Annotated in this window: 17 protein-coding genes; 7 read left to right on the top strand and 10 right to left on the bottom strand. The window is 45.8% G+C overall.

The window, feature by feature from the left end; translation table 11 throughout:
• The first annotated feature begins 137 nt into the window (after nt 1-137).
• The 3 genes from BUQ78_RS07680 (at nt 138) to BUQ78_RS07670 (ending at nt 1625) form a co-directional block, all read left to right on the top strand.
• The gene (locus BUQ78_RS07680; protein ID WP_014807452.1) at nt 138-839 is read left to right on the top strand and encodes a DUF1538 domain-containing protein; all 702 of its coding nucleotides are present in this window, start codon (nt 138-140) and stop codon (nt 837-839) included.
• Between the two features lie 49 nt (nt 840-888).
• Nucleotides 889-1215 (top strand): P-II family nitrogen regulator, encoded by a 327-nt coding sequence (locus tag BUQ78_RS07675; protein ID WP_014807453.1) that lies wholly within the window; start codon nt 889-891, stop codon nt 1213-1215.
• 131 nt (nt 1216-1346) lie between these two features.
• Nucleotides 1347-1625 (top strand): hypothetical protein, encoded by a 279-nt coding sequence (locus BUQ78_RS07670; protein WP_014807454.1) that lies wholly within the window; start codon nt 1347-1349, stop codon nt 1623-1625.
• A gap of 66 nt (nt 1626-1691) precedes the next feature.
• On the opposite strand, the gene BUQ78_RS07665 is transcribed toward BUQ78_RS07670, so the two are convergent.
• Both BUQ78_RS07665 and BUQ78_RS07660 read right to left on the bottom strand, forming a co-directional pair.
• Complete coding sequence (locus tag BUQ78_RS07665; protein WP_014807455.1) at nt 1692-1895, bottom strand: cold-shock protein; 204 nt, start codon at nt 1893-1895, stop codon at nt 1692-1694.
• Between the two features lie 125 nt (nt 1896-2020).
• Nucleotides 2021-2359, bottom strand: a complete 339-nt coding sequence (locus BUQ78_RS07660; protein WP_041460000.1) for a tRNA-binding protein — start codon at nt 2357-2359, stop codon at nt 2021-2023.
• A gap of 111 nt (nt 2360-2470) precedes the next feature.
• Here BUQ78_RS07660 and BUQ78_RS07655 point away from each other — a divergent pair, with 111 nt between their 5' ends.
• Nucleotides 2471-2650 carry a hypothetical protein gene (locus BUQ78_RS07655; RefSeq protein ID WP_014807457.1) on the top strand — a complete coding sequence of 60 codons (180 nt, stop codon included), beginning with the start codon at nt 2471-2473 and terminating at the stop codon, nt 2648-2650.
• 1 nt (nt 2651) lies between these two features.
• Here BUQ78_RS07655 and hisD read toward each other — a convergent pair whose 3' ends face one another.
• Both hisD and BUQ78_RS07645 read right to left on the bottom strand, forming a co-directional pair.
• Nucleotides 2652-3902 (bottom strand): histidinol dehydrogenase, encoded by a 1251-nt coding sequence (hisD, locus tag BUQ78_RS07650; RefSeq protein WP_014807458.1) that lies wholly within the window; start codon nt 3900-3902, stop codon nt 2652-2654.
• A gap of 41 nt (nt 3903-3943) precedes the next feature.
• The gene (locus BUQ78_RS07645) at nt 3944-4633 is read right to left on the bottom strand and encodes a vitamin B12 dependent methionine synthase (protein ID WP_014807459.1); all 690 of its coding nucleotides are present in this window, start codon (nt 4631-4633) and stop codon (nt 3944-3946) included.
• An 81-nt stretch (nt 4634-4714) separates the two neighbouring features.
• On the opposite strand from BUQ78_RS07645, the gene BUQ78_RS07640 reads away from it, so the two are divergent.
• The gene (locus tag BUQ78_RS07640; protein ID WP_014807460.1) at nt 4715-5893 is read left to right on the top strand and encodes a M20 metallopeptidase family protein; all 1179 of its coding nucleotides are present in this window, start codon (nt 4715-4717) and stop codon (nt 5891-5893) included.
• 24 nt (nt 5894-5917) lie between these two features.
• Here the strand turns inward: BUQ78_RS07640 and BUQ78_RS07635 are convergent, their stop codons facing one another.
• The 6 genes from BUQ78_RS07635 to BUQ78_RS07610 all read right to left on the bottom strand — a co-directional run bounded on the left by BUQ78_RS07635 (nt 5918) and on the right by BUQ78_RS07610 (nt 11021).
• Nucleotides 5918-7012: a M48 family metallopeptidase gene (locus BUQ78_RS07635; protein ID WP_318259651.1), complete on the bottom strand. Its 1095-nt coding sequence runs from the start codon at nt 7010-7012 to the stop codon at nt 5918-5920.
• 133 nt (nt 7013-7145) lie between these two features.
• Entirely contained in the window at nt 7146-7784 is a 639-nt protein-coding gene (gene thiE, locus BUQ78_RS07630) for a thiamine phosphate synthase (RefSeq protein WP_245529538.1), read from the bottom strand.
• A 10-nt stretch (nt 7785-7794) separates the two neighbouring features.
• On the bottom strand, nt 7795-8607 hold the full coding sequence (gene thiM / locus BUQ78_RS07625) for a hydroxyethylthiazole kinase (protein WP_014807463.1): 813 nt from the start codon (nt 8605-8607) through the stop codon (nt 7795-7797).
• Between the two features lie 38 nt (nt 8608-8645).
• A complete protein-coding gene (gene thiD, locus BUQ78_RS07620) occupies nt 8646-9437 on the bottom strand; it encodes a bifunctional hydroxymethylpyrimidine kinase/phosphomethylpyrimidine kinase (protein WP_143228359.1) in 792 nt (263 codons plus the stop codon).
• Between the two features lie 38 nt (nt 9438-9475).
• Complete coding sequence (ychF, locus tag BUQ78_RS07615) at nt 9476-10570, bottom strand: redox-regulated ATPase YchF (RefSeq protein ID WP_074200207.1); 1095 nt, start codon at nt 10568-10570, stop codon at nt 9476-9478.
• Nucleotides 10571-10604: 34 nt separating this feature from the next.
• Entirely contained in the window at nt 10605-11021 is a 417-nt protein-coding gene (locus tag BUQ78_RS07610) for a bis(5'-nucleosyl)-tetraphosphatase (RefSeq protein ID WP_014807466.1), read from the bottom strand.
• Nucleotides 11022-11180: 159 nt separating this feature from the next.
• Here BUQ78_RS07610 and BUQ78_RS07605 point away from each other — a divergent pair, with 159 nt between their 5' ends.
• Nucleotides 11181-12689, top strand: a complete 1509-nt coding sequence (locus tag BUQ78_RS07605) for a DUF4139 domain-containing protein (RefSeq protein WP_014807467.1) — start codon at nt 11181-11183, stop codon at nt 12687-12689.
• 154 nt (nt 12690-12843) lie between these two features.
• The gene (locus tag BUQ78_RS07600; protein WP_014807468.1) at nt 12844-13119 is read left to right on the top strand and encodes a FeoA family protein; all 276 of its coding nucleotides are present in this window, start codon (nt 12844-12846) and stop codon (nt 13117-13119) included.
• The last annotated feature ends 1 nt before the right edge of the window (nt 13120 follow it).

The raw sequence follows: 13120 nt of genomic DNA, 5'->3' as shown, positions 1-13120 counted from the left end.
GATGTAAATGGATCAACTTGCATTTTAAGCGCACACCATGCTTTGTAAGATACACCTAAAAATAAAATATATTTTGCCGTCTTGCAACTTAAAGTCCCCTTTCCTAGACAAATATTATAGAGGAGGGTCATAGAATCGTGAGAATACTAGCAAGCTTAAATGACCTATTTGAAACAATCAGAAGCGTACTTCCATTAGCGATCATACTTGTCTTGTTTCAGCTTATAGTGCTTAAGAAGCCCCTAAGAAACACAAGGGAATTTGTAATAGGAATCTTGCTGTGTGTCTTTGGACTACACTTCTTCCTAAAGGGCGTTTTTATGAGCCTCCATCCTCTGGCCGATTCGGTAGGAGGCAATTTGGTAGTCCTAAAGCATAAATGGTCGATCATAGCTGCGGTATTTGCCATAGGATATTGCGGGACCCTTGTAGAGCCGGCATTAAAGACTTTGGCTTTAGAGGTCGAAGAGGTATCAATTGGAGCTATCCCGCATAAAACCCTAATTCATGCCGTTGCTATAGGTTTCGGCATTGGGATGGGCATAGGTATATATAAAATCTTAAACAACATATCCTATGCAAAGGTCATAATACCCTTGCTTTTGCTGATATTAACACTGATTTTCTTTACACCCGATGAGTTCATATCGATAGCCATGGATTCAGCCAGCGCTACTACCGGGCCTGTCAACATTCCAATCAATATGGCCATAGCAATAGGCTTGGCAAAAATGCTCGAAAATGTCGACCCGCTTGCATACGGTTTCGGCATCATAGGTCTCACTTCTACTGGAGCTGTAATTTCTGTATTAATATTAGGGATATTGACGAAATTATAGACTATCAATTACCGCCTTTTAAATAAAGCACAAAAGGAGAGACATTACTATGGATGTTAAATGTATCGTTGCCATCGTAGAAAGGGGAAAAGCTGACAAAGTAGTCGAAAAGGCAAAAAAGGCAGGTGCAAAGGGAGCGACCATTCTTTATGGGAGAGGCACGGGACAATCCGAAGCACTAAAATTTTTCAACTTACACATAGAAGCGTCCAAAGAGATAATTCTAATACTTAGCGATATTAACGAATACAAGTCAATATACGATGCCATCGTCGAGGCCGGCAAACTTAATGAACCTGGAACGGGCATAATATTCACATTTTTAGTATCCGAACTAACAGGCTTACGACATAGAGAGCACATAAAAAACAACTAAATTTCCCCTAGTTAAAAAAGTTCATATTGCATATAATATGATTTTTTTATATTTCAACAAAAACTAATGGATTTTAATGATTATTGATAGTATAATGAACTTCAAATTTGAGACGAAAGGAGGGAACTAAATTGCCAGAAAATAAGGGTAGACGAAGGAGAAGAAGCACAATAGAGGAAATGATACTTAAGACACAAGAAAAACTGGAAAAAACCAAGAAGAGATTCATCAATAAACATACTGACGAGATCATAGACATGTTTACTCAAATCGTAGAAACTGCCCGACTAGATACTTTTGATGTTCTTAATGATTATATAAATATTGCCAATGAAAATGAGCGTAAAAAATTTGTTCGTGATCTGATCATTAATGCCGCCCGCAACATCGATGCCAATACACCGCAGTAGACAAAATTTATGGGGCATCTCTAAGAGATGCCCCCCTCGATAGGCTATTAAGTATTATTCTCTAATTTATAGAGCCGTTACTTCAGAAGCCTGTGGCCCTTTGGTTCCCTGTACTATCTCGAAAGAAACCCTTTGACCTTCTGCCAATGTCTTAAATCCATCCTGCTGTATAGCGCTGTAATGAACGAAGACGTCCTTGCCGGTGTCTGCAGTGATGAAGCCATATCCCTTAGACTCGTTAAACCACTTGACTGTTCCCTGTGTTTTCACTAATGTTGCCTCCTAAATACTTGTTTTGTAAATTTTATTATTGTCGATGGCGCCTATCGACACAAGATATAATACACCATATTGTTCAAAAGTCAAGCACTTTTTATATTTCAAATCCAAAAAACTTAGAATACCCTACCCCCCAAAGGGGGATCATCGTCTACCGATAATAACACAACATCTCCGTCTTTGTTTGGCACTCCAAGAACTAAAACTTCACTTTTAAATCCGGCAACAGTCTTCGGCGGAAAGTTAAGTACGGCAATGATCAACTTGCCCTCTAGGGAACTTGGAGAATAAAGCTTCGTTATCTGAGCGCTCGATTGCTTTACTCCAATTTCATCGCCGAAATCGATCCAAAGCTTATAGGCTGGCTTCCTCGCCTTTTCGTTGATCTCTGCCTTTAAAATTTTTCCCACCCTCATGTCCACAGCATCAAACTGTTCGTAAGTTATAGTAGCCACCTTGAGCACCTCCGCCCATTCAAGTTTATCTATGGCCTTTCTATTTAGTTTTATACCTGCTATGCTGCAATTAATCTTATTAAATCCTTTTTTCAAACAGGAGGTCCGACCATGGGTAAAATGCTGAGGATATTCGGGATTATAGGCATCGTCCTTGGAATCATTATAATGATTCCCGTCGTGACAATCCCATCGGGGCTTGCGGTCACCATTAACGGGATTGTACTTTATGCCATAGGAAAAATTTACGACGACGTGCGGACGATAAAGGATAAACTGAATATCCCTTAAGTTACATGTGCCGCAATTTCATGGCAATTTCATGAGCAGCCAGACCTTCCGCCCTGGCTATCGTCGCCCCATGCAAGGCAAGCATCGCTGCGGCTTTAGGCGACAAATGCAGGTGTTGCATCGGACGAAGAAAAGTTCCTACCCCTAGGCCACCTTGAAATCTCGCAGACCCACCCGTGGGCAACACGTGATTTGTGCCAGCGATGTAATCTCCGAAGGGCACTGAGGAGTATTTCCCCAAAAAGGCAGCGCCGTAGCATGAGAAAAGTTGAAGCTTGCCTTGGGGATCCTTCAACGCCAATTCCAGATGCTCAGGGGCAAGCTTATCTGCATACTCTGCTATCTCCTGCAGGCTGCCCACTGCAATCGTCGCCCCTTTTTCCCATGAAATTGAAGCTATTGAGGCCGTCTCAAGATTTGAGAGAATGTTTAAGGCTTCTTTTATTGTCTTTTCTGCAATTGTCTCGTCGGTGGCAAGCAACGTAGCTTTGGCATTGGGATCATGTTCAAGCTGGGCAATCATATCAGCTGCAAGGAATTTCGGATCTGCGCTTTCGTCTGCCACGATCAAGACCTCACTTGGACCTGCTAAACCGTCAATGCCCACGGTACCAAAGACCTGCCTTTTCGCCTCCGTCACAAAGACATTTCCGGGCCCTGCTATAAAATCTACAGGCTTTATATCGCCCGCTCCAAAAGCCACAGCTGCAACGGCTTGTGCACCCCCGATCGCCCATGCCTCCTTAACGCCGAGCAGGCCCATTGCTGCAAGCGTAACCGGATTAGGGTTACCTTCCTTTCCCGGAGGAGTTAACACCACTACCCTTTCAACGCCGGCCTCCTGGGCGGGAATCACCCCCATCAAGACGCTGCTTGGCAACGGATATCTGCCCCCGGGAACGTAAATGGCGGTGCTTTTTACGGGGATAAATCGTATTCCAGCTTTTATGCCATCCGCTACGTCGCACTCAAAGGTCTTGAATATGTCCCTTTGCGCCCTATGAAAAGTTCGAATGTTTTTTTCAGCCATCTTTAATGCGTCCTTTAGATCTTGAGACAAATCTCGCCAGGCTTTCGTCATGTCTTTGGGGTTAATCCTAAATGGTGCTATGCCGTCAAGGGATTGGCATATATTTACCAAGCTCTCCCATCCCTTTTTCTTTATCTGACTTAAAATATCCTCAACCTTGTCAGACACTTCGCGCATTAAGTCCTCGCCAATTACAACTTCCGGACGTTTGATAAAACGCATGACAAATTTTCACTCCTTCATCGAAGTCTTAGAAAACCAAGCTATTTGTTCCTCCAGGCACAGCTGTCCTTTCTGGAACAACCGGGGCACTTTGGAAGCAGTTCGTCGCGAGCATAATTAGATCCCATGCCAACCATGAAGGTAACGGAATAGAAGGGCTTAATTATATCGTGCTCGTTTACGGTAATCCCATAAGCCCTCCCATTTAAACCCTCGACTATCAAAGGTTGCAGGGACAAGGGCAGGCCCGGCGTAGAACCTGGTATGTGGACCAAGCTTACGCCATATCCCCTTTGACGTGCTATATCAAGCAATAAATTCTTTATTTTTTTGATGACCTGTCCCATAACAGCCACGCTAAGCTCGCTTAAGATATAAGAGACGAGAAGTTCGTTTCTTGAGTTATATATTTCAATTTTTTCTTCTATGGCAGGTCCAATCGTGGCTAAACCAACGAAAACTTCATCCGCCGCTTTGAGGTCTGATAACCCATCCTCAGGGCTAAAGGCCAATTTTTTCCCGTCGAAGGTAAGAACTAAGCCGCGTTCATCAAAGCAGGGTTGGCAAAATTCGTATAAAAGCGTCGGCGTCACAAGTTCCTTTATGTCCAAAAGAAGCCTTCTTGCTTGCCCCTCAATCGTCTCTTGGTCAGGGTTTGACTTGGTTTGATGAGGGATCAGTGCATCTAGCTCAATTTCAGTTACGTCCAGCTTTAATTTTATAACTTCCATTATAAAAGAGCTCCTCCGTCATTAAAATATATAATATTCTAGCATTGATGATGATTGATCTAAAAAGGAGCGTAGAAAGTCATGTCGGAAATGACGGTAATTGAAAGGGCACTAAAGATAAGTGATTGGATGGTAAACATCAGAAGGGATTTTCACAGACATCCTGAGCTTTCTGGGCAGGAAAAGCGCACGCGCGACATGATAATAAAATATCTGGAGGAGCTAAAAATACCGTATAAAACATTTAATCATCACTACGGCGTAGTGGGGTTGATAGAAGGAAGCGGCAATTTAAGCGTAGCCCTGCGAGCCGATATGGATGCTCTCCCAATCCAGGACAAAAAAACAGTAGAATACGCGTCGCAAAACAAAGGCGTAATGCATGCCTGCGGACACGATGCCCACATGGTAGTGCTCCTTGGAGCTGCCAGGCTATTGGCCGAGGAAAGAAAATCGCTTAAGGGAAATGTCTTGTTGGTTTTCCAGCCTGCAGAAGAGACAACAGGTGGAGCCAAGCAGATGATAGAGGACGGTATCTTTGACGAAAACACGAAGGCCATCTTTGGCCTTCACGTATCGACCGAGTTAACTACAGGCAAAATAGGCATCAGATATGGTCAAATGAATGCAGCCTCAGACATGCTGACGCTAAAAGTTATGGGCAAAAGCACTCACGGAGCTTACCCACACGAGGGGATAGATGCCATAGTAATAGCAGGACAGCTTATCTCTGCCCTGCAAACGATAGTAAGCAGGGCTACGGACCCAAGGGACTCCGCAGTCTTGACCTTTGGCACCATAAAAGGCGGCAGCCAGAACAACATCGTCGCCGACGAAGTGACCATGACGGGAACTCTTCGAACCTTATCCCCCGACACTCGCGAAAAGCTCAACGAAAAGATAAGGCAATACGTCGAGTTAATTCCCAAGGGCATGGGAGGCCAAGGAATTTTAGAGAGGATAAAGGGATATCCTGCTCTGACTAATCACTCTCAATGGGTGGATTTTGTCATCAATACAGCAAATGAGCTTCTTGGTGAAAACTCAGTGGTCTTGCTTGAAAAACCCAGCCTTGGGGTGGAAGATTTTGCATACTTCCTTGAAAAAATACCAGGAGCATTTTATCAATTAGGCTGCCGCAATGAGGCAAAAGGAGCTATCCATCCTGGCCATAACGATTTGTTTGACATAGACGAGGATTGCCTTCCCATCGGAGCAGCCCTACAAGCCGCCTGTGCTCAAAAGGCTTTGTCAATGTGAAACAGGCTAGTACTTGACAAATTGCTATTGATTTAATATTGTTATGCGCTCAAGGATAGAGGGATGCGTTGAATACCACATAGCATATATTTTGCTGGAGGGCAACCAGCTCAAGTTGTCACTCGATATCTTGGATAAAGCCTGGATCACGCTTTCTCGATCCAGGCTTTCTGCAGCAAACCGGTCAGCCTCCAGCTCGTGTTTTCTAGAAACATGCAATATCAAGGGTTGAAACGCCAAGGTCATGAATGCGTTCAAGAACACGAAGACATACACGGCAAAGGCTTGAGGGCTTTGGATATGCAGAGCTTGGACGAACCCAAAGCTCCACATTAGATAGGCACAAAGGATCAAGGTGGCCTGTACAGCCCATAGAAGGACCAGGCGTTTCCCGATATGGCGAAGCTTCCAATGCCCTAACTCATGCGCTAAGACAGCACATACTTCATCGGCTTTCAAGCGCGACAACAACGTATCAAAGAGCACTATCCTCTTGACCTTTCCCATTCCCGCGATAAAGGCGTTGCCGTGTAAGGTTCTTCTCGATGCATCGGCGACATAAATGTTGAAATTCCTAATGCCTAACTTATCGAGCAAGCCCCTTATTTTAAACGCCAGATCTTCGTCCATAAGAGGTTGAAGTTTAAAAAATAACGGCAAGATGATCACGGGGACGACTAGCATAATAATGAATTCAAATAGAAATAAAGTAAGCATCAAATAAAGTGGCCATAATGGATATCGAAATATCAAGGCAAAGTAGAAAAGCGAAGCGAAGGAGACGGATGTCAATAAAATCAGCCCAATGAGCTTATCTCTGGCAAACGTCATTTTCGTAGTGAGGTTAAAGCCATATTTGCGCTCAACGCGGAACGTCCTCAACCATGCCCACGGCAAATTGCATGACCAAAATAGGAAGCATAATACAAGGCCCGATAACCCTGCTATCAGGCCCTGTGAATTTACAACATTGCCAATCAATTGGCTGATCCGGTCGGGAACCCCATATGCCGCGATTGCCACACACAGGATATAATTCGTCAACGTCTCTCCCAGGGATAGTTTCACGCGATTCCTTGCGTATGCAATGCTATTGTCTAAATTGCCGAAAGAAGGCATGGCTTGCGGTAAACCAGGAAATGGGAAAAGGCCTTTTTGCATTTTCCCTAAGTGTCTCAGCTCTAGTAAATGAAGGGAGACCTCCCACACCGCAGCCACATAGAGGGCTAACCAAAACAGGAATTCGCACATGCTATGGAATCAAAGCCCTCAAAGCTTTTGCTGCGGCAACTATGTCTTTCTGAGACACCACCGCAGATATGACGGCCACGCCCACGACCCCTGCCTGCAAGGCAATCCTAACATTACCTACGTTAATACCGCCAATGGCAACGCAGGGAAGGGGTGTACTTTGACACACCTCTCGCAATCCCACGACACCGATCGTTTTGGCATCAGGCTTGCTTGAGGTGCCAAAGACATCTCCTACGCCCAAATAATCAGCTCCTCCCGCTTGAGCCGCCTTAGCTTGAGCAGGAGTCCTCACCGAGATGCCTACTATGAAACCTGGCGGAATTATCTTTTTAGCAGCCTCTAAGGGCAAATCCTCCTGCCCCAAATGTACGCCGTCAGCCTCGGCAGCTAAGGCCACATCAAGCCTGTCGTTAACTATAAAAAGTACCCCTTGTTCCCTGCAAATTTCACCTACGGCCAAGGCGGCCCTGTAAAAGTCCCGGCCCTGCATCTTTTTATCGCGCAATTGGATGGCCGTTGCTCCGCCCATTATGGCAAGTCGGGCTTGTTCGCATAAAGGGACGCCCTTGCCAAGAAACCTGTCCAATATGACATAAAGCTTCAACTTATCTTTTAAGTTGGAAACCAACCGGTTCACCACCCAAAGGCTATATTTCAAGTTTTTCCCATATTGGCATATCAAAAGAGCTTGGATTTAGGGAAAAATCGTGAAGGATATCAAAAAGATTTGCACGAAATGTACCAGGACCGTCGGATTTCATGGCTGCCACTTCGGATGCGACGCTCATTAAGGCTAATGCAGTCATTGCTGCTATCAACGGCTCAGTTACGCTCATATATGCGGCCATCATGGTGCCAACATAACATCCAGAGCCAGACAGGAGCGTCAACCACTCGTGACCGCGCCTTAATGCATAAACATCCTTGCCGTCGGAGACGTAATCAGTAGGCCCCGTAGCCACTGCTATGCAATCGTGCTTTAGGGCCAATGTCTTAACTGCCAGGGCCGTCCGAGGAGAATCCATGGAATCGACGCCGCGCACTTGGGCTTCTTGACCACCAAGCAGAGAAATCTCTGCTCCGTTGCCCTTTATGACACGAAAGGCCTTTGTATCGAGCAATCTATTCACGAGATCTACTCTCATCTTCGTTGCCCCATATCCTACAGGGTCTAAAATGGCGGGCTTACCCAATTCACGGGCTTCTCTCACAGCGACGAACATCGCCTCGATTCCTTCTCTGGAAGGAGTACCTATGTTTACAAGCAAAACGTCGGCTACAGAAATCAACTCTGCTGCTTCTCCTGGATAAAGTGACATTACAGGAGAAGCCCCTATTGCCAAGGCCAGATGAGCCTGTTCGCTCATGGCAACACCGTTAGTCATGTGATATATCAAGGGCTTGCGGAGGGTCACGTCCTTCAAAACCTTTGAAAAATCAACCCGTTTGAGATCAAACATCACAATGCCTCCTAAAGAGCAATGAAAAATTAAAGGCCTCAATTAGCAGGCTTAAGCCACTCAATATCGAACACATGGCCTACGCACCCATAGCCTTTCCCGCCTTTAAACCTATGCTCTATGGCCAATCTGGTATAATCGTGAGCCCTTTTCACTGCCTCAAAAACGCCTGTCCCTGCAGCAAGTTCTGCGGCAATTGCAGCCGATAGAGTGCAACCTGTGCCGTGATGATCATTTGTGTCTATTCTATCCTGTTCAAGGACGGAGAATTTGCCTTCATAGTAGAACAAGTCAGTGACTTTGGGACCTTCCAAGTGCCCTCCCTTTATAAGAACACCCCTAGGCCCCAATTCGGCTATAATCTTTGCAGCCTCCTTCATTTCCTGCATCGACGTTATCTTCATGTCGCTCAGTTTTTCAGCCTCAGGAACGTTAGGAGTGACGATGAGGGCCAGTGGCAAAAGCTCGCATTTTAATGCATCTAAGGCTGCCCCGAACATCAAGGGATCGCCGCTTTGTGCGACCATCACCGGATCAACGACCAGTTTTGTGATCCTGTGGGCCTTTATCCCCTCAGCCACCTCGGAAATGGTCTCCCTCCGCGATAGCATGCCCGTCTTTACAGCTCCAACGGTAAAATCGGTCAACACCGCACGCATTTGCGCCCTTATGATCTCGGTCGGAACATCGAAGACCTCATGAACCCCTAAACTATTTTGGGCTGTAACGGCCGTAATTGCCACAGTGCCGAATACCCGCAGGTGTAAAAAAGTCGCCAGATCGGCCTCGATGCCGGCCCCTCCGCCAGAATCGCTACCAGCTATTGTCATCGCAATTCCCCTATAAGTCACAACCATCACCCCAAGTCTTATATGTTAAAGCGTATCTCTATAATGTCTCCGTCACGAACGATATAATCCTTGCCCTCCAACCTAAGAAGGCCCTTCTCTCTGACTGCTGCCATCGAAAAGCCGTGTTCTTTGAAATCATCGAAATGGACCACCTGGGCTCGCATAAAGCCCCTTGCCATATCCGTATGGATGGCTCCAGCTGCATCAATGGAAGTGGAATTTAAGGGTATCGTCCAGGCTCGCACTTCGTCATGCCCTACGGTAAAAAAGGTAATTAATCCAAGCATTTTATAGGCTTCACGTATGAGCCTTTCTCTGCCAAGCTCATCTATACCCAACTCTCTCATGAATTCCCTTTGATCTTCCGGGGAAAGGTCGCTCATTTCCATTTCTATCCTTCCGTACACCTTGACCAACGAAAGCCCTCCGCTGGAAGTCAGATGCAACATCTCTTCGTAGCCAGGAATGGCCTTATCCGACGTTTGGGTTTCATCTAAATTTAACACTATCAGCTCAGGCTTTAGGGTTAAAAAGGAAAAACCCTTGATCCTTCTAAGCTCCTCAGGCGGAAGCTGTAGCTCGCGTAAGGGTCGCTCCGAAAAAAGATGCGATCGATATTTCTCGAGCAGCTCCTTTTCTTCGCTCTCCTCCTTTTGTAAGACCTTCTTTTTGGAAAGCCTTTCCAAACGATTTTCTATGACCGACAGGTCTCGAAATATCAGCTCCATCTCCACAATGCCGAAGTCCCGCACTGGATCTATGCTTCCTTCCGGATGTGGAACCTCCGGGTTATCGAAGCATCTGATCACGTGTATCAACGCATCGGAATCCGCGACGAAGGACAAAAAGGCATTGCCCAACCCTGCGCCTTTGCTTGCATCCCTCGAAAGCCCTGCAAGGTCAACGAACTCGATTTGAGCAGGAGTTACTTTTTTAGGCTTATAGACTGCAGCTAGTTCCTCCAGCCTCCTGTCTGGAACATTTACGACGGCCCTGTTTGGCTCTGTCTTTCCGCTGGAATAAGATTTGACTTGAGCGCCTGCTCCGGTCAAGACATTAAAGATCGTCGTTTTTCCCGATAAAGGCAGGCCAATTATTCCGCAATTTAGCAAGGTCATCACCCCTTTCTCGCATGCCCCCTACATTTTAACCCATATTACAGATCTTGCGATGAGCCCAATCGAGGACAGATCTTAACCGATCGTTCAAGATTGCCCTTGCCTCGTCGTACATCATCCATCTGTATTCATGATGTTCAGGACGTCCGAGCTCGGGCGAAACAGGGAGAAAAACCTCCTTGCTCTTCGATTTGGCAATGTAAAACCTAGCGACCTTGCCCTTACCGTAAGGCGGCGTTTCGATGTAATCTTCAAAGAACTCCAGATCAGTCAAGCCTGTCTCCTCGGCTACTTCGCGCTTGGCAGCACTTAAAGGATCTTCTGTTGGTTCTATCTCCCCCTTAGGAAAGTCCCAATTCCTAAAAGCTCTAAGGACTAGGTATAAAGGCTTGCCATCCTCGATAAAGAAGACAACTGCGCCAGAACTTACGCTTTTCACCTTCACCTCTTAACCTGCCTCCATTCTCCATGGGCGCTGTATTTTTATTTTATATTTTAATATAATGTCATTGAATTAGCGACTACGCACGAAATGCCCCTTTTAATAGATTCTTTAAGACGAGAACGTTTTCGACAAAAACAATGCTTAAAGGAGCTGAATGGCATGACAAAAAGACGTGTTATTTTGCAACTGACGATGATAATGTTATTGGCATTCATGGGCGGATGGATATATGCTGCCTACGGAAACGAGCAATCCCCAACATCTCCCGTTAAAGTGGATGTATTTCCGGAAGGCGCTTACCTTTACTTTGAAGTGCCAGCTGGAGAGGCAAACGTAGTTCTTCCTCCGTCGCTGGACCCCAACAGCATATCCGTACACCCAGATCAAGGCGTGCAGATCACAAAAATAGAAAAGAGCATGGTCCTCTTGGACCAATGGTTGCCAGAGGAGTTAATTGCTCTAAATCGTCAGATCAATTCAAAAAAGGCCCAGATAGCGGAGATTCAATCCCAGATAAATACCCTCACACAATCTGCAAGGATACTCGAAAATACCATATTGCCTGCCGATACAACGAAGTCAAAGGAAATTCTTAGCGATCTACGGCAGGAAAGATATGCCATCGAACGCCAACTTCGCGATTTCGAACTCGATTTAGAAAAACAAAGGACAAGCTTAAAATCCCTACAAGATCAATGGAACGAGCTTTGCCCCAAAGAGAACTTCGCTACCAGCATCAACATGTCTTCTTCTGGAAAGGGAAAGATCAGAATTCGAGCCTTTAGCAAGAATGCCGGTTGGCAACCACTTTACTACGTCAACTACAGTTCCAAGAAGGGAGAACTTACCCTTGACCTAAAGGCTGAAATTACGCAGAAAACGGGGATACCATGGATGGGCGAAATCAAGCTCTACTCTAATGCAGCCCAAGGGGATGTGGCTATGCCCGAATTGCCACCTTTGGTCGTGGAGTTTAGGGAACCGGTCACCCTAAAGAGCTTTCCCGTCGAAGCGGCAAGACTCACCCTAGACGCTGGCGGAGCAAGAAGGATTGAGTCGCTTTCGGGGCTAACATATAGCGTAAAGGGTCAAGTTTCAGGGATTGGCATTCCCACTACACTGCCACTTGAAAGGAATGTTGAAAAAATCGATCTAGAGATAATTTGTTTGCCGCAAATAGACGTACAAGCCTGGGCAGTCGCTCGCACAAAACCCCTTGGCAAAGCTACCTTAAGCGGCAAGGCCCATGTATCCATTGACGATGTCCCTACGGGAACGACGACCATAGAAGAAAAAAGCCCAGGAGAAAGCCTTGTCATTTCCTTAGGTAGAGTGCCACTGGTGATGGCGACAAGAGAGGCATTAATACCCGCTAAATCCGAGGAAAAACCTGACAAGGGAATTTTTGTGGACGGATACAGCATTCGAGTAGCAAACGGACTTTCAAGCGAAGCTTCCGTAACCGTCATAGATAGGATACCCGTTAGCACCCACCAAGACATAAAGGTAAACACCATAACCCTGGATCCCAAGCCGGTGGAGATTACCCAAAAGGGACTGTGCACCTGGAAATTGAAATTAAAACGGGGAGAAGAGAAGGTCATATCGGTCAAATACGAGATAACCTATCCTAAAGATAGGGAAATCGTGATACATCCTATGTTTTAGCGCTTTTCTTTCCCGCTCTGCCTCGGTTTCCTTGACAAGTCGAGTGTTAGGGTATAAATTTGGTTAGGCTAACTTTTATGGTTATGTTTTAAGCGTTAAACATCAGGAAAAAACGAAGGCGCTACATTCATTATGAAGGGATGTATTTATTGAGATGATGGCAAAAAGGACGGACGGGGAAGCGCAACCCCTAATTTTCTTGGATAACAGCACCTTTGCAGAGGTCATTTCCCTGCCCCCTGGGCAGTGCGGGAAAAGGTTAGAGGCCCTTGGACTTAGGCCCGGCAAAATTATAAAAAAACTATACGGCATGCCCTTCTGTGGTCCTGTTACTTTAGAAATAGACGGAAGACAGATCGCCATAGGATATGGCGCTGCATCGCGAATTATTGTAAAGACCTTGAAACAAGAAAATGTGGCCTTGGAGTGAT

This window comes from Acetomicrobium flavidum, from assembly GCF_900129645.1.
Lineage (GTDB): Bacteria > Synergistota > Synergistia > Synergistales > Acetomicrobiaceae > Acetomicrobium > Acetomicrobium flavidum.
Note: the sequence above shows the minus strand (reverse complement) of the source record. Positions and strands in the feature narration are given on the sequence as shown.